Raw genomic sequence first — 21208 nt, 5'->3', positions numbered from 1 at the left:
TTTTTTTCATTATTCCCCTTGATGAATGTATTTATGACCCCATCTTCTTTTCAACTGCAATTACCACTATTGAGTTGCGTTGATTTTATATCCGCTTCGAGATGATATTGTTAAGTCTATTAATTTGTGACTTGAAAAATGAATATTCATCCGCATATAGATTGGTAGTCAAATTGATAAAGAATTCTCTTTGGAGGCGTTTAAATGGGTAAAATTATTGGTATTGACCTGGGTACAACTAACTCTTGTGTTGCTGTAATGGATGGCAAAAATGCCCGGGTTATCGAAAACAGTGAGGGCGATCGTACTACTCCTTCAATCGTTGCTTATGCACAAGATGGTGAAATCTTAGTTGGTCAACCTGCAAAACGTCAGGCAGTGACTAACCCACAAAATACTTTATTTGCCATCAAACGTTTAATTGGTCGTCGCTTTGAAGATGATGAAGTTCAGCGTGACGTTGCTATCATGCCTTACAAAATTGTAAAAGCTGATAACGGTGATGCTTGGATTGAAGCGCGTAACGATAAAATGGCTCCACCACAAGTATCTGCTGAAGTCCTGAAAAAAATGAAGAAAACAGCAGAAGACTATTTAGGTGAAGCTGTTACTGAAGCAGTTATTACTGTTCCTGCTTACTTTAACGATGCTCAACGTCAAGCAACTAAAGATGCTGGTCGTATCGCAGGTCTTGACGTTAAACGTATTATTAACGAACCAACAGCGGCTGCTCTGGCTTACGGTTTAGATCGTGAAGTGGGCAACCGTACTATCGCAGTTTACGACTTAGGTGGTGGTACATTCGATATCTCTATCATCGAAATTGATGAAGTCGATGGCGAAAAAACCTATGAAGTTCTGTCAACCAATGGTGATACTCACTTAGGTGGTGAAGACTTCGATAGCCGTTTAATTAACTACTTAGTTGATGAGTTTAAGAAAGAGCAAGGCATTGATCTGCGTAACGATCCATTAGCAATGCAACGTCTGAAAGAAGCAGCAGAAAAAGCGAAAATCGAATTATCTTCTGCACAACAAACAGATGTTAACTTGCCATATGTCACTGCAGATGCGACTGGCCCTAAACACTTAAATATCAAAGTAACTCGTGCAAAACTGGAATCTTTAGTTGAAGATTTAGTTAAACGTTCAATGGAACCAGTACGTGTTGCATTAGAAGATGCCGGCCTGAAAGTTAGCGAAGTTAACGACGTTATTCTGGTTGGTGGTCAAACTCGTATGCCAATGGTTCAAAAAACCGTTGCTGATTTCTTTGGTAAAGAACCTCGTAAAGATGTTAACCCAGATGAAGCTGTTGCAATGGGTGCGGCTGTTCAAGGTGGTGTATTAGCAGGTGATGTTAAAGACGTTCTGTTACTTGACGTAACACCACTGTCTTTAGGTATCGAAACAATGGGTGGTGTAATGACTTCCCTGATCGGAAAAAATACCACAATCCCAACTAAACATAGCCAAGTATTCTCTACTGCAGAAGATAACCAATCCGCTGTAACTATTCACGTATTACAGGGTGAACGTAAACGCGCAAGTGATAACAAATCACTGGGTCAGTTTAACTTAGATGGTATTCAAGCGGCACCACGCGGTATGCCACAAATCGAAGTTACTTTTGATATCGATGCTGATGGTATCCTGCATGTATCAGCGAAAGATAAAAACAGTGGCCGTGAGCAAAACATCACAATCAAAGCTTCTTCTGGTTTAAATGAAGATGAAATCCAAAAAATGGTTCGTGATGCAGAAGCAAACGCAGAAGCTGACCGTAAGTTTGAAGAATTAGTACAAACTCGTAACCAAGCTGACCAATTAGTTCACGGTACTCGTAAACAAATTGAAGAAGCGGGCGATAAATTACCAGCGAACGATAAAGAAGCTATCGAAAAAGCGGTAAGCGAGTTAGAAATTGCTTCTAAAGGCGAAGATAAAGACGCGATTGAAGCAAAAATTAAAACATTAGTTGAAGCTTCTGAAAAACTGCTAGAAATCGCACAACAACAAGCTCAAGCTGGCGCAGCAGGTAATACCGCTGGTGCTGATGCGAGTGCAAAGAAAGATGACGATGTTGTCGATGCAGAATTTGAAGAAGTTGACGGCAAAGACAAGAAATAATGCCCTTAACGGGCCGCGGTAACTCACCTGTGAATAGTTACTGATACCGAACACGGGCGTCGAGGAAACTCAACGCCCGTGTGCTTATGTCAAGGGTAATCTAGAATGGCGAAAAGAGATTTTTACGAAGTACTCGGTTTAAGTAAAACTGCCGACGAAAAAGAAATTAAACGTGCATATAAGCGTTTAGCAATGAAATATCACCCAGACCGAAATCAAGGTGATAAAGAATCAGAAGTAAAATTCAAAGAAATCAAAGAAGCCTATGAGATCTTAAGTGATGCTCAAAAGCGTGCTGCTTATGATCAATATGGTCATGCGGCATTTGAACAAGGTGGATTTGGTGGTCAAGGCGGTGGCGGCTTCGGTGGTGGCGCTGACTTTGGTGATATCTTTGGTGATGTATTTGGCGATATTTTTGGTGGTGGTCGTCGTCAACAACGCGCAGCGCGTGGCTCTGACTTACAATACAACATGGATCTAACTCTAGAAGAAGCGGTTCGTGGTGTTGCTAAAGAAATTCGTATACCTACACTAGAAACATGCGACAAATGCCATGGTAGTGGTGCTAAAGAAGGCACATCAGCAGAAACATGTTCTACTTGTCATGGTGCTGGTCAGGTTCATTTACGTCAAGGTTTCTTCACTGTACAGCAGGCATGTCCAACTTGTCATGGCCGCGGTAAAGTGATTAAAGAGCCTTGCTCTAAATGTCATGGTGATGGTCGTGTTGAACGCTCTAAAACGTTGTCTGTCAAAATTCCAGCCGGTGTTGATACAGGCGACCGTATTCGCTTAAGCGGCGAAGGTGAAGCCGGTGAAAATGGTGCACCAGCAGGCGATTTATACGTACAGGTTCATGTTCGCCAGCATCATATTTTTGAACGTGATGGCAATAACCTTTATTGTGAAGTGCCTATTAACTTCGCTATTGCTGCTTTGGGCGGTGAAATTGAAGTCCCAACACTTGATGGCCGTGTAAAACTTAAAATTCCAGCAGAAACACAAACTGGTAAAATGTTCCGCATGAAAGGCAAAGGTGTTAAATCAGTACGCAGTAGCAGTATTGGTGACTTAATGTGTCGCGTTGTAGTTGAAACACCTGTTAAACTCAATGAGAAACAAAAAGAGTTAATGCAACAACTGGGTGAATCATTCGGTGGCAAGAGTGGTGAGAAAAACACTCCTCGCTCTAAAAGTTTCTTAGATGGTGTGAAAAAATTCTTTGATGATTTAACCAAATAATTTTTCTTATCACCTTCAAGAAAGCCTGATGATAAAGACTGTCATCAGGCTTTTTTTATTTGAAGGGTATTTCATATTTACCCTATCTTGATGGCAACAATACCCGCTAAAATCACTAAACACGCTAATAGTTGTTTACGATTAAATTGCTCTTTTAACAGATAAACAGATAAGATCATGGCGAATAACACGCTGGTTTCTCTTAAAGCAGCCACAAGTACGATTGAAGCATGACTCATCGCCCATATCACAATGCCATAGCTTACCAATTGCATGATCCCACCTAAAAATGCGGGTTTCCAATAATCTTTTATTTTGGCTTTTAAATGTTGGCGATAACGAAGCCAAGCAAGTAAATACATTGCAACACCATTTAAAAAGAAGAGCCATAAAATATAAGCAAAAGGTGTTTCACCTACACGAGAGCCATTACCATCAGACAGGGTATAGCTTGCGGTAAATAATGCGGTAAGCAGCGCAAAAAAGAGTGCATCTTTACGTAAATTAAACTCTGCTATTTTCCTACTGCGTGAGATAAGGATAATACCCAAAATGATAAATAAAATACCTAGCAAGCCAGCTATGGGTAGTGTTTCATGGAAGAGAAAGAAGCCAAGAAAAGCGGTCATTAATGGCGCACTACCACGAGAGATAGGATAAATCTGATTAAAGTCAGCCAAGGTATAACAACGGCTTAAAGAGAGTGTATAACCAATATGAAATAAAACAGAAAGGACAAGCCATTTCCATGCACCAACATCAGGTAACCCAACCCAAAACAGGGCGGGTAGTGTTACAACACCAGAAAAGAAAGTCAGTAACGAGATCCCTAAAAATCGATCACTGCCTACTTTAACCAATGCGTTCCAACATGCATGAAAGATAGCAGCAAATAAAACGGCAATAAAAACAGTAATCGACATATTGATAAAAACCTTAATATGGAAAGGGTAATTTTTTATAAAACAATAACACAATGGTTAACGAGTGGATACGTCACTATTTTTTATCATCTGAGATTATTTAAAGCGTGAGGAAACAGAGCTAGATTATTTTCAGTAATGAAAATTGATATGTTTGACCTATTTTATCGATTGTAGGTAATTATCAAAAAAGAGGCTTGTTTTTACTTATTTATAAAAAATAATCTTTTTATTCAATGTGTTGACTTTGATTTTTTAAATTATTCCAATTTTTATATCACTGAAGGAACGTGTTGATAAATTGATATTATTCATCCTATTTTTCTTGATATTTCTTTCATTAATCGAATAATCCGAGTTATTATCCATAAATAATCTGTTTTTTACGAATTCATGATTAGCATATTATTAACAAGATTAGAGATTTCGAGGTTAATATTATGACGGCAATTATTAGACAATTTTTGAGATTAGAGGCATCAGGCGGTATTCTTCTGATTATTGCTGCTATTATCGCATTGATTATGGCGAATACACCTCTAAGTGCTTTGTATAATGAGTTTTTATCTATTCCTATTATGATCAAATTCGGTGCTTTCGAACTTGATAAGCCATTATTACTTTGGGTAAACGATGCCTTAATGGCGATCTTTTTCTTAGTGGTAGGATTAGAAGTTAAACGTGAATTAAAAGAAGGCTCTTTGGCTCAGCGTGATAGAGCTATTTTCCCTGCAATAGCCGCAGTGGGGGGCATGTTAGCTCCAGCATTGGTTTATTTGATGTTCAATAGTACTGATGCCATTGGACAGCAGGGGTGGGCAATTCCTGCAGCAACAGACATTGCTTTTGCACTGGGTGTTATGGCGTTACTTGGCAAGCGTGTTCCTGTTGAGCTAAAAGTCTTCTTATTAGCATTAGCTATTATTGATGACTTAGGTGTAATCGTTATTATTGCGCTTTTTTATTCAAAGAGTATTGCACTAATACCTCTCGCTTTGGCAGGGTTGATAGTGATTGCTCTGGGTGTAATGAACTGGCGTAAAGTGGGTAATACGGCTGCTTATTTAATTCTTGGGTTCATCTTATGGGTGTGTATTTTAAAATCAGGTATTCATGCAACGATTGCAGGTGTGATTGTTGGATTCCTTATCCCATTAAGAAATAAAGAAGGGGATTCTCCTTCTGAAGAATTAGAGCATGTGTTGCACCCTTGGGTTGCCTATTTTATTTTACCGCTGTTCGCATTTAGCAACGCAGGGGTTTCTTTAAATGGCGTAACGCTTGATGGCATGTTGTCTGCCTTACCGTTAGGTATCGCGTTAGGTCTATTTTTAGGTAAGCCGATTGGAATTTTCCTCTTTAGTTGGATTTCGGTAAAACTAGGCATTGCAAAATTACCAGATGCGATTAATCTTAAACAAATATTTGCAGTGTCTGTGCTATGTGGTATCGGTTTTACTATGTCTATCTTTATAGCAGGATTAGCATTCGATGGTGCGGATGAAGCTTATAATACCTACGCTAAGCTTGGTATTTTAGTAGGTTCAACGGTAGCCGCTATTGTGGGATATTTGTTGCTTCGCTCTGTTTTGCCGAAGTTAAAAACGAAGTCAATATAGGGAAATTTATTACGGATTTGAGTTTCTCAACACAATAAATACCGAGCTATATATTTAAACCTACGGTGCAATACAATGTATTGTGCCGTAGGTGTTTTTATGAGGATTGGATACAAGGAAAGCCAATCGCAAACTAATGCGTTATTAAATAGTCTGTGTTTGAAGCACAGAAGTTGAAAGGAAGATAACTATGCGGGTGTCACATCTCAATTTTAACCATCTTTATTATTTTTGGCATGTGTGTAAAGAAGGCTCTGTTGTGGGTGCAGCGCAAGCGCTGTATCTGACACCTCAGACAATAACAGGGCAAATTAAAGCATTAGAAGAAAGATTGGGTGGCAAACTATTTAAACGCCAAGGAAGGGGGTTAGTTCCTTCAGAGCTGGGGCAACTCATTTTTCGTTATGCCGATAAAATGTTTATGCTCAGCCAAGAAATGCTGGATATCGTCAACTACAGCCGTGAATCGAACTTACTGTTTGATGTCGGTGTTGCGGATGCATTATCTAAACAATTAGTCAGTCGCGTATTAGAAACAGCTTTGATTGATAATGAGCAAATCCACCTGCGCTGTTTTGAATCGACTCATGAATTATTACTCGAACAATTAAGTCAGCATAAGCTGGATATGATCCTATCCGATTGCCCTGTGGATTCGTCACAACAAGAAGGTCTGTTCTCTGTAAAGCTTGGTGAATGTAATATGAGCTTTTTTTGCAGTCATCCTCTTCCTGAAAAACCATTTCCTGAATGTTTAGAAGAGCGAAAACTCCTCATTCCGGGTCGTCGATATATGTTAGGCCGCCATTTATTAACATGGATACGTAACAAAAACCTTCAAGTGGAAATATTGGGTGAGTTTGATGATGCGGCATTAATGAAAGCATTTGGCTTAAATTATAATGCTATCTTTGTGGCGCCTTCACTGTATACCGATGAAACTTTTGCTCATAGTAATATCGAAGAGATTGGGATGCTTGATACGGTAAAAGAAGAGTACTATGCAATTTTTGCAGAGCGAATGATCCAACATCCAGCCGTTCAACGTGTTTGTAATACGGATTTTTCAGAGCTTTTTAATGGAGACAAGAAGAGTGTTGCAAACCCATAAGTGGATTGTGATTAAAAAGCAGAAAATAAAAAACCGGCATAAGCCGGTTTTTTATAACACAAGAAAGCAATATTACATTGCTTTGATTTGTGCTTGCAGATTAGCTTTATGACGTGCAGCTTTATTCTTGTGAATTAAGCCTTTAGTTGCCTGACGGTCAACAAGTGGTTGCATGTCATTAAATGCTTTTTGTGCTGCTTCTTTATCACCTGAAGCAACTGCTGCGTATACTTTTTTGATGTAAGTACGCATCATAGAACGACGGCTTGCGTTGTGCTGACGACGCTTTTCAGACTGAACCGCACGTTTCTTAGCTGATTTGATATTAGCCAAGTTCCAACTCCCAAATATATTCTAGCGAGGACAAATACAAAGGTGAAGGAATATGCCTTTTCAACCTAAGTTTGTCAATGGATTTATACAAAATTAGCGTCGTTGTACGCGACACTTGTTTCGTTGTGATGGCGCAAGATTTTATCAGTTAAGACGGGTAGAATACAGTCTTTTGAGTGAAAAAATCATCAAAATCGTGTATATGAGTAATAAATAATAGATTCTAATAGGATCTATGCTGGATTTTATGCAGTTTTATAACCAAGAAGTGAGTGATAGTCCATTTTTGTTTGATGTGAGCAATCAAATTTAAGAATAACAGTGAATCGACTTGTCGAGATATTACTCATCAATAAACATTGATATATTGGGTTACTCTCAAGCCTTTGACAAGGTATAATCCAATAATTTCCACGGTATTGAGCCAGTTATGGAGCTAATTCGCGGTATACAAAATATTAGAGCGCTACACCACGGTTGCGTTCTGACAATTGGGAATTTTGATGGTGTCCATAGAGGCCATCAGGCATTATTGAAACATTTGAAGCAAGAAGCGTCACAGCGAGGATTACCTACTGTTGTGATGACATTTGAGCCTCAACCACTTGAGTTCTTTTTACCAGAAAAGGCACCAGCACGTCTGACTCGCTTACGAGACAAGATAAAGTATTTGGCTGAATGTGGTATTGATTACCTTTTGTGTGTCAAGTTTGATAAACAATTTGCAGCGCAAACCCCAGAAGAGTTTGTTTCATCACTATTGGTGAATAAATTAGGGGTGAAGTTTCTTGCTATTGGCGATGATTTTCGCTTTGGCAAAAACCGTGAAGGTGATTTTCACTTTTTACAACAAGCCGGTGCAAGATATGGATTTGAAGTCGCTAATACCGAAAGTTATTGCGATAAAGGATTGCGTATCAGTAGCACTGCGGTACGAGAAGCGTTACTCAATGATGATTTAGTCCTTGCTGAATCACTACTGGGACATCCTTACAGTGTTTGTGGGCGTGTTGTTCATGGTAATGAATTAGGTAGAACTATTGGTTTTCCGACAGCCAATATTCCTATGAAACGCTTAGTTGCACCCGTTAAAGGCGTTTATGCCGTTGATGTCTATTTATCAGATAATCAATCACCTTTACCTGGTGTGGCAAATATCGGAAGTCGTCCTACTGTACAAGGGAAGGGCGTACAATTAGAAGTTCATTTAATCGACGTTAATATGGATTTATATGGACGTCGTATTGATGTTGTGTTACGAAAGAAATTACGTAATGAACAGCGATTTGCATCATTGGATGCATTAAAGCAGCAAATCGCAGATGATGTGGCTACTGCTAGGGATTTTTTATCGCAGCGGTCGGAGTCATAAACTAGCGGAAAATTGGAACTGAGAATCGAATGAGTGACTATAAAAATACCCTGAACTTACCAGAAACAGGGTTCCCTATGCGCGGGGATTTAGCAAAGCGCGAGCCAGAGATGTTATCACGTTGGTACAAAGAAGGTTTGTATCAAGCAATTCGTCAGGCTAAAAGTGGTAAAAAAACGTTTATTTTGCACGATGGCCCTCCATACGCCAACGGCAATATTCATATTGGTCACTCAGTAAACAAAATTCTCAAAGATATTATTATTAAATCCAAAGGGCTGTCAGGCTTTGATTCTCCGTACATTCCAGGATGGGATTGTCACGGATTACCTATCGAACTAAAAGTTGAACAAATCGTAGGTAAACCTGGAGAGAAAATATCGGCAGCGCAATTCCGCGAGGAATGTCGTAAATACGCTTACGAGCAAATCGAAGCACAGAAAAAAGATTTTATTCGTTTAGGGGTTCTAGGAGATTGGGAAAAACCTTATCTTACAATGGACTATAAAACTGAAGCGAATACTATCCGTGCATTAGCGCGTATTATCGCAAATGGCCACTTGTTAAAAGGGGCTAAACCTGTTCACTGGTGTACAGCGTGTGGCTCATCATTGGCAGAAGCTGAAGTCGAATATTACGACAAAACTTCACCTTCCATTGATGTGCGTTTCACTGCCGTTGATCCAAGTGCAGTTGCCGCAAAATTCCATGCAACAACGGATAAACCAATTTCTTTGGTTATCTGGACAACAACGCCTTGGACATTACCCGCTAACCGCGCTATCGCATTAAATGCAGAATTTAATTATGCCTTAGTCTCTTTTAACGATGAATGCGTGATTTTAGCCGCTGATCTTGTTGAAGGCGTAATGAAGCGTATTGGTGTAACGAGCTGGACTGTTTTAGGTGAATGTAAAGGTGTTGATTTAGAGCTACTGCGCTTTAATCATCCATTTATGGGCTTTGATGTACCTGCAATTTTAGGTGATCACGTTACGTTAGAAGCGGGTACAGGTGCTGTTCATACTGCACCAGGTCACGGTCCTGATGACTTTGTTATTGGTCAAAAATACGGCTTAGAAGTTGCAAACCCTGTTGGACCAAATGGTTGCTACTTAGCAGGTACTTATCCAACATTAGATGGCGTTTTTGTTTTTAAAGCGAATGATATCATTGTTGAACTACTAAAAGAGAAAGGCGCTCTGTTACATCATGAAGCCTTACAACATAGCTATCCTTGTTGTTGGAGACATAAAACACCAGTTATTTTCCGTGCCACACCACAATGGTTTATTGGCATGGATAAAAACGGTTTACGTCAACAATCATTAAAAGAGATCAAAGGTGTTAAATGGATCCCTGATTGGGGCCAAGCACGTATTGAATCAATGGTTGAAAACCGCCCTGACTGGTGTATTTCTCGTCAACGTACTTGGGGTACGCCAATGTCTCTGTTTGTTCATAAAGAGACTCAAGAGCCGCATCCTCGTACTTTAGAGTTGATGGAAGAAGTTGCAAAACGTGTTGAAGTGAGCGGCATTCAAGCATGGTGGGATTTAGATATCCGTGAAGTGCTGGGTGATGAAGCTGATGATTACATGAAAACGCCAGATACACTGGACGTATGGTTTGATTCAGGATCAACACACTCAACAGTCGTTGATGCTCGCCCAGAATACCATGGCAATTCAGCTGATATGTATTTAGAAGGCTCTGACCAACACCGTGGTTGGTTTATGTCTTCACTGATGATTTCGACTGCAATCAAAGGTAAAGCACCTTACCGTGAAGTTTTAACACACGGTTTTACCGTAGATGGTCAAGGCCGTAAAATGTCTAAATCTATCGGTAACACAGTCAGTCCTCAAGATGTAATGGATAAACTGGGTGCTGATATCCTGCGTTTATGGGTTGCATCAACAGACTACACTGGTGAAATCGCTGTATCTGATGAGATCTTAAAACGTTCTGCAGATACTTATCGTCGTATTCGTAATACCGCACGTTTCTTCTTAGCGAACTTAAATGGTTTTGATCCTGCAAAACACCAAGTTAAGCCAGAAGAGATGGTGACACTTGATCGCTGGGCAGTAGGTCGTGCGAAAGCCGCACAAGCGGATATTCTAAAACACTATGAAAATTACGATTTCCATAATGTTATTCAGCGCTTAATGCAGTTCTGCTCAGTGGAAATGGGTTCTTTCTACTTAGATATCATCAAAGACAGACAGTACACTGCGAAAAGCGATAGCGTTGCTCGCCGTAGTTGCCAAACTGCGTTATTCCATATCAGTGAAGCATTAGTTCGTTGGATGGCGCCAGTTATGTCATTCACAGCAGATGAGATCTGGAATGAGTTACCGGGTGAACGCTCAAAATATGTTTTAACTGAAGAATGGTATACCGATTTATTTGGCTTAGATGCATCAGAAACTTTAAATGATGACTACTGGGCTGAATTACTTGCTGTTCGTGGTGAAGTCAACAAAGTATTAGAGCAAGCTCGTACAGATAAACAACTGCGTGGCTCTTTAGAAGCATCAGTAACTCTGTATGCAGATAAAGCTTTGGCAGATAAGTTAAATGCGTTAGGTAACGAACTGCGTTTTGTTTTATTAACATCTCAAGCGAAAGTGGCAGATATTAATGAAGCACCAGAAACAGCATTAGCTTCTGATATGGCGGGTTTAAAAATCGCCTTTAACAAAGCAGATGGCGAAAAATGTCCTCGTTGCTGGCATTATGCGACAGATATCGGTCAAGTAGCGGAACACGCTGAATTGTGTGGACGCTGTGTTACTAACGTAGCCGGTAACGGTGAAGAACGTAAGTTTGCTTAATTAATGAAGAAAACACTTTGCTCTACAGGTTTACGCTGGCTATGGCTGGCCGTCGCCGTAGTGGTGTTGGATTTAGGAACAAAACAGTATTTTATGCAGACATTTCGTCTGTATGAATCTGTTGCTGTGATGCCTTTTTTCAATTTCACTTACGCCCATAACTATGGTGCTGCCTTTAGCTTTTTAGCAGATAAAGGGGGATGGCAACGTTGGTTTTTTGCACTGATTGCATTAGTAATCTGCATTACGTTATTGGTAATGATGTATAAAAACAAAGCGAGTGCCAAACTAAGTAACGTTGCTTATGCGCTAATTATTGGCGGAGCATTGGGTAATCTCTCTGATCGTCTGATCCATGGGTTTGTAATCGATTTCCTTGATGTTTATGTCGGAGATTGGCACTGGCCTACCTTTAATATTGCTGATATGGGGATTTGCATCGGTGCTGGGCTTATCATTATTGAGAGCTTTTTCCCTGATAAAAATGTCAGTCCTCAAGATGCAAAAAAGCAAAAGTAATCAGACAAGAAGTTAACTAAAATAACCCCTGCCTTATGGCGGGGGTTACGCTTAATAGAAGGTATTAGTATGGTTATGCAGGTACTCAACGACAGCGCAGTGTTGCTGAATTTCACTTTAAAGTTAGCAGATGGCTCTGTTGCTGAATCTACACAAGCGCATGGTAAACCCGCTCTTTTTCGTTTAGGTGATGAAAGTTTATCGCCAGCCTTAGAAGCTGAATTATTGGGATTATCAACGGGAGATAAAAAAACCTTTACGCTTGCGGGTGAACATCTTTTTGGTAAATACAATCCTGACTTGATCCAATACTTTATGCCTTCTGACTTTGCAGAGTCTGGTGTGCCAGAAGCAGGAACTATCATGCTATTTACAGCAATGAATGGTAGTGAAATGCCGGGCATTGTTAGAGATGTCACTGAAGATTCTGTGACGGTTGATTTTAATCATCCGTTAGCGTCAGAAGAAGTGACATTTGATATTGAAGTCGTCGGCATCAATCCTGAGGAGGAAACAACACATGCAAATACTGCTGGCTAACCCACGAGGCTTTTGTGCGGGTGTTGACCGAGCTATCAGCATTGTTGACCGTGCTCTGGAAATCTATGGCGCACCTATTTATGTTCGCCATGAGGTTGTTCATAACCGCTATGTCGTTAACGATTTACGTGAACGTGGCGCTATCTTTATTGAAGAAATTTCAGAAGTTCCTGATAACGCGATTTTAATTTTTTCTGCTCATGGTGTTTCTCAAGCTATTCGCCAAGAAGCTCGTTCACGTAATTTAACTATGCTTTATGATGCAACGTGCCCATTAGTCACTAAAGTTCATATGGAAGTGGCAAGAGCAAGCCGTAAAGGCAAAGAAGCGATTTTAATAGGCCATGCGGGACATCCTGAAGTTGAAGGCACAATGGGGCAATACAATAACCCTGAAGGGGGAATGTATTTAGTTGAGTCACCTGCTGATGTTTGGAAATTAGAAGTAAAAGATGAAGATAATCTTTGCTTTATGACTCAAACAACGCTTTCTGTTGATGATACATCTGAAGTGATTGATGCTTTAAATGCACGCTTCCCAAAAATTATTGGGCCTCGTAAAGATGATATCTGCTACGCAACAACCAATCGCCAAGAAGCGGCAAGAGAACTTGCAGAAAAAGCAGATGTTGTATTTGTAGTTGGTTCAAAGAACTCATCGAACTCTAATCGTTTAGCGGAGCTTGCACAGCGAGCAGGTAAGCCTTCTTATCTTATCGATAGCTTTGAAGATATTGATGAGTCATGGGTCGCTAATGTAAATATTGTTGGCGTAACCGCAGGGGCTTCAGCGCCAGATATTTTAGTTCAACAAGTATTAGAACGTTTAAAAACCTTTGGTGCTGATGAAGTGATCGAATTATCGGGACGTGAAGAAAATATCGTTTTTGAAGTCCCTAAAGAGCTTCGTTTAGATTATAAAGTTATCGAATAAAACGATCTAGAAAGCGTGATTTTTAAAAGCAGAGTTTAAATCTCTGCTTTTTTATATCTAAAGTTAAATGAATAATAATGCTGTTCATCTCTTTTACTGATAATGATTACGGTTTTGTGTGTTTTTCTTATCTCGAACGTTAAATGCTGGCATCAAGCGGATGACATCGCTAATCTGTAAACAATAAATAGAGATAATAAGTATCGTTAAGGAGAAATTTAGTTATGTCTGCAAAAGAACTTCGTCTTGCTGTCGTTGGTGCTGGTGGTCGAATGGGGCGCCAATTAATTCAGGCAATTTCTCAACAAGAAGGAACCATTTTAGGTGCTGCTTTTGAGCGTACTAATTCTTCATTGATTGGCGCTGATGCCGGAGAATTAGCGGGTATCGGGCATATCGGTATCACAATCACTGATAACTTGTTGGCTCAAGCGAATGAATTTGATGTATTAATTGATTTTACGCGTCCTGAAGGAACACTTTCTCATATCGCATTTTGTGTAGAGCAGAAAAAAGGCATGATCATTGGTACAACGGGCTTTGATGATGAAGGCAAAAAAGCCATAGATGATGCAGCGAAAATTATCCCGATCGTGTTTGCCGCTAACTTTAGTGTTGGTGTTAATTTAGTGCTTAAATTACTTGAAAAAGCAGCTAAAGTGATGGGATCTTACACTGATATTGAAATCGTAGAAGCTCACCATCGTCATAAAGTTGATGCGCCATCAGGTACTGCATTAGCAATGGGAGAGTCTATTGCAGATGCGTTAGGTCGTGATCTTAAACAGTGCGCAGTTTATGAGCGAGTTGGGCACACGGGAGAGCGTGATCCTCAAAGTATCGGATTCGCTACTATTCGTGCAGGCGATATTGTGGGAGAGCACACTGCTATTTTTGCTGATATCGGTGAGCGAGTAGAGATAAGTCATAAGGCTTCTAGTCGAATGACATTTGCAAACGGCGCTGTTAAGGCGTCTATTTGGTTAAGTGATAAAAAACCTGGTCTTTATAATATGAAAGATGTGCTTTCATTGGAAGATTTATAATTTATAAAAAATATAATTTATTGAAAACTCATAATTATTTTTGTATTTATGAGTTTTTTATTTTATTTGTGGTGTTTTTTATTTATTTGTCTTTTTTTTTGTTTGTTATCTCTGTTTTTTCTTTGTTTTTACCTACCAAGATACATCAAATCCTTATTTTACGCCTTCTTTCTTTATTTTTTAAGTTATCTTGGTAAGCAAACGGTTAAATTTGTAAGAATGATTACATAAATTGTCACTTGGTTGGCTAAATTGCTAATGAATGATATTTTTTAAATTAAAAAGGTGTTTTTTCTAGACATCTGGCTATTCGATCTTTAGAATGCGCCCAATTTGCCAAAAATTTGCCCAATTTTATGTTTTTGGCATTGATTTAGAGTCTTAAATCTGAATTAATATGCATGAAATGTGATTTATCATTCTCTGGAGGGCGTTTTGATTAGAAAAGCTATACTGGTTCTAGAAGATGGGACCGAATTCCACGGCAAGTCGATTGGCGCAGAAGGCGCCGCCATCGGTGAAGTCGTTTTTAATACTTCAATGACCGGTTATCAAGAAATATTAACCGACCCTTCTTACTCCCAACAAATTGTTACTCTCACTTATCCCCACATTGGCAACACCGGCGTTAATTGTTCAGACGAAGAATCAGAAACCATCCATGCTCAAGGCTTAATTATTCGCGACTTGCCATTAGTGATGAGCAACTATCGTGCGCAAGAAACGTTATCTGATTATCTTAAACGCCAAAATATTGTCGCTATTGCGGACATTGATACACGTAAGTTAACTCGTTTGTTGAGAGAAAAAGGCGCGCAAAACGGTTGTATCATAGCCGGTGAACATCTTGATACCAAACTAGCTCTTGAAAAAGCCAAGGCCTTTCCTGGCTTAAAGGGAATGGATTTAGCCAAAACAGTAACTGTCAAACAGCCTTACCAATGGACTCAAGGTAGTTGGACGTTAGAAAATGAATTACCAGCAGCTAAATTAGCGACTGAATTGCCACTGCATATTGTAGCGTATGATTTCGGTGTGAAACGTAATATTTTACGTATGTTGGTAGATAGAGGGTGTCGAGTCACCGTTGTACCAGCACAAACGTCAGCGCAAGATGTTTTAGCCCTTTCTCCTGATGGCATTTTTCTTTCCAATGGCCCCGGGGATCCAGAGCCCTGTGATTATGCCATTAACTCTATTCAAACCTTTTTAACTACTGATATTCCAATATTTGGTATTTGCTTAGGGCACCAATTACTCGCATTAGCTAGTGGTGCAAAAACCATCAAAATGAAATTTGGTCATCATGGTGGTAACCATCCTGTTAAAGATTTAGATAAAAATACTGTGATGATCACAGCGCAAAATCATGGATTTGCTGTTGATGAAACATCACTTCCAGCCAATTTACGTGTGACACATAAATCTCTGTTTGATGGTTCTTTACAAGGTATTCATCGAACAGACAAACCTGCATTCAGTTTCCAAGGCCACCCAGAAGCTAGCCCGGGGCCACATGATGCCGCACCTCTTTTTGATCACTTTATCGAGCTTATCGCGCAATATCGTCAAAACCTGCAATCAGTGACAACAAAATAAATCAGGAGCGAAAGAAAATGGCTAAAAGAACAGATATCAAAACAATCCTGATTTTAGGTGCTGGGCCGATTGTTATCGGACAAGCGTGTGAATTTGATTATTCAGGCGCTCAAGCATGTAAAGCCCTGCGTGAAGAGGGATATCGAGTTGTTTTGGTAAATTCAAATCCTGCAACCATTATGACCGATCCTGAAATGGCTGATGCAACGTACATCGAGCCTATTCACTGGCAAGTTGTGAGAAAAATTATTGAAAAAGAGCGTCCTGATGCGGTATTACCGACAATGGGGGGGCAAACTGCACTGAACTGTGCGCTAGAGTTAGAGCGCCAAGGTGTTTTAGCTGAGTTTGGTGTCACCATGATTGGTGCAACAGCTGATGCAATTGATAAAGCAGAAGATAGACAACGCTTTGATAAAGCGATGAAAAAAATCGGTTTAGATACTGCACGTTCAGGTATTGCACATAACCTTGATGAAGCTTTTGCTGTTGCTGAACAAGTTGGTTTTCCTTGTATTATTCGCCCTTCATTCACGATGGGGGGAACAGGTGGCGGTATTGCCTATAATCGTGAAGAATTTGAAGAAATCTGTATCCGAGGTTTAGATTTATCGCCGACTAATGAATTGTTAATTGATGAATCACTCATTGGTTGGAAAGAGTATGAAATGGAAGTTGTGCGCGATAAAAACGACAACTGCATTATCGTTTGCTCTATCGAAAACTTTGATGCAATGGGAATTCATACAGGGGATTCCATTACTGTCGCACCAGCACAAACCCTTACCGACAAAGAATATCAAATTATGCGTAATGCCTCGATGGCGGTATTACGTGAGATAGGTGTTGAAACCGGCGGTTCTAATGTTCAGTTTGCCGTTGATCCAAAAACAGGGCGCTTGATTGTTATCGAAATGAACCCTCGGGTTTCGCGTTCATCTGCGCTTGCCTCTAAAGCAACAGGTTTCCCAATTGCGAAGGTTGCTGCAAAATTAGCAGTAGGTTATACCCTTGATGAGCTGATGAATGATATTACTGGTGGGAGAACACCCGCCTCTTTCGAACCATCCATTGATTATGTTGTCACAAAAATCCCTCGCTTTAACTTTGAAAAATTTGCAGGAACAAATGACAGATTAACAACACAAATGAAATCTGTTGGCGAAGTGATGGCAATTGGTAGAACACAACAAGAGTCCTTGCAAAAAGCATTACGAGGCCTTGAAGTTGGGGCGACAGGTTTTGATCCTAAAGTCGATTTAGACGACCCTGAAGCATTAACGAAAATTCGCCGTGAGCTAAAAGAAGCCGGTTCAGACAGAATTTGGTATATCGCAGATGCTTTCCGCGCAGGACTATCCGTTGATGGTGTATTTAATCTCACCAATATTGACCGCTGGTTCTTAGTTCAAATTGAAGAAATCGTGCGTCTTGAAGAAAAAGTTAGTGAAGTTGGTATAAAAGGGTTAAGCGCTGATTTCTTGCGTCGGTTAAAACGTAAAGGCTTTGCTGATGCACGCTTAGCTAAAATACTTAACGTAAAAGAGCACGCCATTCGCCAATTACGTGAGCAATATCAACTCCATCCTGTCTATAAACGCGTTGATACTTGTGCGGCAGAATTTGCTACTGATACGGCTTATATGTACTCGACTTATGAAGAAGAGTGCGAGGCAAATCCACATCAAGATAAACCTAAAGTGATGATCTTAGGTGGTGGACCAAATCGTATAGGGCAAGGGATTGAATTTGATTATTGCTGTGTTCATGCGGCTCTTGCGTTGCGTGAAGACGGTTATGAAACCATCATGGTAAACTGTAACCCTGAAACGGTTTCAACAGATTATGACACCTCTGACAGACTCTATTTTGAACCAGTTACGTTAGAAGATGTGCTTGAAATTGTACGTATCGAAAAACCGAAAGGGGTGATTGTGCAATATGGTGGGCAGACACCATTAAAATTAGCCCGAGCGTTAGAAGCAGAAGGTGTGCCAGTGATTGGGACAACACCAGATGCGATTGATAAAGCAGAAGATCGTGAACGTTTCCAAAAAGCGGTTGATAAATTAGGGCTTAAACAGCCTGAAAATGCCACTGTAACCGCGTTAGAAGAAGCGGTAGAAAAAGCACAATTGATTGGGTATCCGCTGGTGGTTCGTCCTTCTTATGTACTTGGTGGACGCGCAATGGAAATTGTTTATGACGAAGTTGATTTACGTCGTTATTTCCAAACTGCAGTCAGTGTGTCAAACGATGCCCCTGTCTTATTAGATCGTTTTCTTGATGATGCGATTGAAGTCGATATTGATGCGATTTGTGACGGTAAACAAGTTGTGATTGGTGGCATTATGGAGCATATCGAACAAGCAGGTGTTCACTCTGGTGACTCGGCTTGCTCATTGCCTGCTTATACCTTAAGCAAAGAAATTCAAGATGTGATGCGTAAACAAGTCCGTGAGCTTGCTTTTGAATTAGGTGTAAAAGGGTTGATGAATGCACAATTCGCGGTGAAGGGGGATGATGTTTATCTTATCGAAGTCAATCCTCGTGCCGCCCGCACGGTGCCTTTTGTTTCAAAAGCTACAGGTGTGCCATTAGCCAAAGTTGCTGCGCGTGTCATGATTGGTCAAAGCCTTGAAGAGCAGGGGATCACAAAAGAAGTCATTCCACCTTATTACTCGGTAAAAGAAGTGGTTTTACCTTTCAATAAGTTTGCAGGCGTTGATCCGATTTTAGGGCCTGAAATGCGCTCAACAGGTGAAGTGATGGGTGTTGGAACAACCTTTGCTCAAGCCTTTGCTAAAGCGATGTTAGGTAGCAGCTCTACCATGAAGAAAAAAGGTAGAGCACTTCTTTCTGTGCGTGAAGGTGATAAAAAGCGAGTTGTTGATTTGGCGACGAAATTGCTAAAAAGTGGATTTGAATTAGATGCTACACATGGTACAGCTATTGTATTAGGTGAAGCGGGAATAAATCCACGCTTAGTCAATAAAGTGAATGAAGGGCGACCGCATATTGAAGATAGAATTAAAAATGGTGAATATGACTATATTGTTAATACCACATCAGGTCGTCAAGCCATTGAAGATTCTAAAATTATTCGTCGCAGTGCATTAAGATATAAAGTCCATTATGACACGACGCTAAATGGCGGATTTGCAACAACACTATCATTAACGGCAGATCCGACGGCGAGTGTTATTTCAGTGCAAGAAATGCATAAAAAGATAAATAAAGTTTAAGTTTATTTATTGCCGTAATAATGCTCCCGAATATGAGGAAACTTGTATTCGGGATTTTTTGTTTTTTTATCGCTATTTAAAAAAAGAAAATTTTACGGAAAAAAGAAAGCCCCAAATAAATTTATTTGGGGCGATTGCAAAACAAAGAGGTGGGTGCGGATCTTTTTTTCAAGTAAGGAGTCAAGAAAATAAAACAAGTTAATTTCTTTGTTTTAGCGAATTTATTTTGTCTTTTTTTGGTGTTTGAGTCAATAGTAAATCATTTTACTTAATAAGGTAACATGTTGTTTTAACTCGATTAAATTTGTAATTTACCACTGATAAGGTATAGGGGATAGAGAAATTTCTGTTACTATATTGGTGGGTGCTTGGATCATTTTGGTTCAAGCATTTTGCAAGAGCCAGAAAGAGAAAAGCCCCGAATTTTATTCTCATAAAATCCGGGGACAGACTCAAACCTGAACAACTTGATTCTGTCTCCTTTTCACAAAGGAGTCAATAAAATTGACTAAAATAACCTTATTTGGAATTACTGTTATTTGTGCGACCGTTCTTTCTTTCACAATGATTGTAGGTGAACGATTATGTTCTCTTAACATTAGTGATGGAAGCACTGTAGTTCAAGCTATTTTGATGTGCAATAAATAGTTTGGTGGGGGAGGTTTTCTCCCCCCAATTTTTCTTCAGGTTGTTAGATTTGTGGTACAAGCACCCTGTCTTTAAAATAGATTATTCGGCATAAATGATAATGATTGCTATTTCGTTGAATGTTTGACAATATAGCTGACAACATAGGTGATTATTTACTCTGCTGATATCTTTCTATTATGTCTCAACACTCTTCATTCTATTCATACATTGGTTATCAACCTAAGCATCAGCAGGTTGAAGAATATCGCTTTCAAGACCAAATTCTATTGCGCCAAGGTGTATTAGAAACCACGGAAGATCTGCAGATTGAAGAGACTTATCAAGCCGGCTTTAATTTAGTGGCTGTTCATAGTGGAAGTGTGATTAGTGAAAGTGTCAATGGGCAGAAAATAGAGATAGCAACACCAAGTATTTTTATTGCTAATAGTGTTGAACGCTATTCTTTATTGAATCAATTTAAATCTGGCGATCCCCTAAGATACACATTATTGCAATTATCATCTCAGTGGCTTGAGCAACAACATATTTTGTTGCCCCCTATACTGCAACAAAACCAATCACTCATGCTGCATCATCTGACTATGGATAACACTTTTTTGGCGTTAACCATGCAGTTATTTCAAAACCCAGTTCATGACTCTTTAAAACCACTTTATTACTCTGGCAAAGCGTGTGAATTTGCTTCATTAAGTTTGCAATATTTATGTCATGCGCAAGAGCCTGCGAATCGACCATTAAGTCAGCGTGAAAAAAACAGCTTAAAACAGGCGAAAGAGATCTTAATTGCTGAAATGGAAACACCACCGAAACTTGAAATATTAGCGGCACGCGTGGGATTAAATACACGAAAACTCACCCAAGGATTTCGTCAATTATTTGGTAATTCTGTTTATGGTTGGCTACAAGAATATCGCTTACAAACCGCATATAATATGTTGCTAAATGAAGGGGAATCTATCTCAAGTGTTGCCTATTATGTTGGGTATACGCCAGCTCATTTTTCCGTGGCATTTCGCAAACGTTTTGGTATATTACCGGGTGATGTACGCAAAGGGCATTTTACACCTTAATTGATTTTATTAAGTTTATGGGTAATATTGA

16 protein-coding genes are annotated in these 21208 nt (G+C 39.7%); 14 read left to right on the top strand and 2 right to left on the bottom strand.

Features of this window, described 5'->3' with window-relative positions; translation table 11 throughout:
• Positions 1–204 precede the first annotated feature (204 nt).
• On the top strand, positions 205–2130 hold the full coding sequence (dnaK, locus tag DK857_RS01240) for a molecular chaperone DnaK (protein WP_109401339.1): 1926 nt from the start codon (positions 205–207) through the stop codon (positions 2128–2130).
• Between the two features lie 105 nt (positions 2131–2235).
• Positions 2236–3375 (top strand): molecular chaperone DnaJ, encoded by a 1140-nt coding sequence (gene dnaJ, locus DK857_RS01235; RefSeq protein ID WP_109393188.1) that lies wholly within the window; start codon positions 2236–2238, stop codon positions 3373–3375.
• 77 nt (positions 3376–3452) lie between these two features.
• Here dnaJ and DK857_RS01230 read toward each other — a convergent pair whose 3' ends face one another.
• Entirely contained in the window at positions 3453–4298 is an 846-nt protein-coding gene (locus tag DK857_RS01230; RefSeq protein ID WP_109393189.1) for a DMT family transporter, read from the bottom strand.
• 440 nt (positions 4299–4738) lie between these two features.
• On the opposite strand from DK857_RS01230, the gene nhaA reads away from it, so the two are divergent.
• Entirely contained in the window at positions 4739–5917 is a 1179-nt protein-coding gene (gene nhaA / locus DK857_RS01225; RefSeq protein WP_109393190.1) for a Na+/H+ antiporter NhaA, read from the top strand.
• A gap of 190 nt (positions 5918–6107) precedes the next feature.
• The gene (gene nhaR / locus DK857_RS01220; protein ID WP_109393191.1) at positions 6108–7028 is read left to right on the top strand and encodes a transcriptional activator NhaR; all 921 of its coding nucleotides are present in this window, start codon (positions 6108–6110) and stop codon (positions 7026–7028) included.
• A gap of 72 nt (positions 7029–7100) precedes the next feature.
• Here nhaR and rpsT read toward each other — a convergent pair whose 3' ends face one another.
• Positions 7101–7361, bottom strand: coding sequence for a 30S ribosomal protein S20 (gene rpsT / locus DK857_RS01215; RefSeq protein ID WP_109393192.1), 261 nt, complete (start codon positions 7359–7361; stop codon positions 7101–7103).
• Positions 7362–7791: 430 nt separating this feature from the next.
• On the opposite strand from rpsT, the gene ribF reads away from it, so the two are divergent.
• From ribF to DK857_RS01160, 10 genes are all read left to right on the top strand, one after another.
• Positions 7792–8733 carry a bifunctional riboflavin kinase/FAD synthetase gene (gene ribF / locus DK857_RS01205; RefSeq protein WP_109393193.1) on the top strand — a complete coding sequence of 314 codons (942 nt, stop codon included), beginning with the start codon at positions 7792–7794 and terminating at the stop codon, positions 8731–8733.
• A gap of 29 nt (positions 8734–8762) precedes the next feature.
• A complete protein-coding gene (ileS, locus tag DK857_RS01200; RefSeq protein WP_109401338.1) occupies positions 8763–11573 on the top strand; it encodes an isoleucine--tRNA ligase in 2811 nt (936 codons plus the stop codon).
• A gap of 3 nt (positions 11574–11576) precedes the next feature.
• Entirely contained in the window at positions 11577–12092 is a 516-nt protein-coding gene (gene lspA / locus DK857_RS01195; protein WP_109401337.1) for a signal peptidase II, read from the top strand.
• Between the two features lie 69 nt (positions 12093–12161).
• On the top strand, positions 12162–12632 hold the full coding sequence (gene fkpB / locus DK857_RS01190; protein ID WP_088493753.1) for an FKBP-type peptidyl-prolyl cis-trans isomerase: 471 nt from the start codon (positions 12162–12164) through the stop codon (positions 12630–12632).
• Complete coding sequence (ispH, locus tag DK857_RS01185) at positions 12613–13566, top strand: 4-hydroxy-3-methylbut-2-enyl diphosphate reductase (protein ID WP_109393196.1); 954 nt, start codon at positions 12613–12615, stop codon at positions 13564–13566. Before fkpB ends, ispH begins: the two co-directional genes overlap by 20 nt.
• Before the next feature lie 224 nt (positions 13567–13790).
• Positions 13791–14612: a 4-hydroxy-tetrahydrodipicolinate reductase gene (gene dapB / locus DK857_RS01180; protein WP_109401336.1), complete on the top strand. Its 822-nt coding sequence runs from the start codon at positions 13791–13793 to the stop codon at positions 14610–14612.
• 435 nt (positions 14613–15047) lie between these two features.
• The gene (gene carA / locus DK857_RS01175; RefSeq protein WP_109401335.1) at positions 15048–16211 is read left to right on the top strand and encodes a glutamine-hydrolyzing carbamoyl-phosphate synthase small subunit; all 1164 of its coding nucleotides are present in this window, start codon (positions 15048–15050) and stop codon (positions 16209–16211) included.
• A gap of 17 nt (positions 16212–16228) precedes the next feature.
• Positions 16229–19456 carry a carbamoyl-phosphate synthase large subunit gene (gene carB / locus DK857_RS01170; protein ID WP_109401334.1) on the top strand — a complete coding sequence of 1076 codons (3228 nt, stop codon included), beginning with the start codon at positions 16229–16231 and terminating at the stop codon, positions 19454–19456.
• A 504-nt stretch (positions 19457–19960) separates the two neighbouring features.
• Positions 19961–20104, top strand: coding sequence for a Hok/Gef family protein (locus DK857_RS01165; RefSeq protein ID WP_088493748.1), 144 nt, complete (start codon positions 19961–19963; stop codon positions 20102–20104).
• A gap of 179 nt (positions 20105–20283) precedes the next feature.
• Positions 20284–21177 (top strand): AraC family transcriptional regulator, encoded by an 894-nt coding sequence (locus DK857_RS01160; protein ID WP_109393200.1) that lies wholly within the window; start codon positions 20284–20286, stop codon positions 21175–21177.
• The last annotated feature ends 31 nt before the right edge of the window (positions 21178–21208 follow it).

This window comes from Proteus terrae (assembly GCF_003144325.1).
GTDB lineage: Bacteria > Pseudomonadota > Gammaproteobacteria > Enterobacterales > Enterobacteriaceae > Proteus > Proteus terrae.
This window is presented reverse-complemented; position numbering and strand designations above follow the sequence as displayed.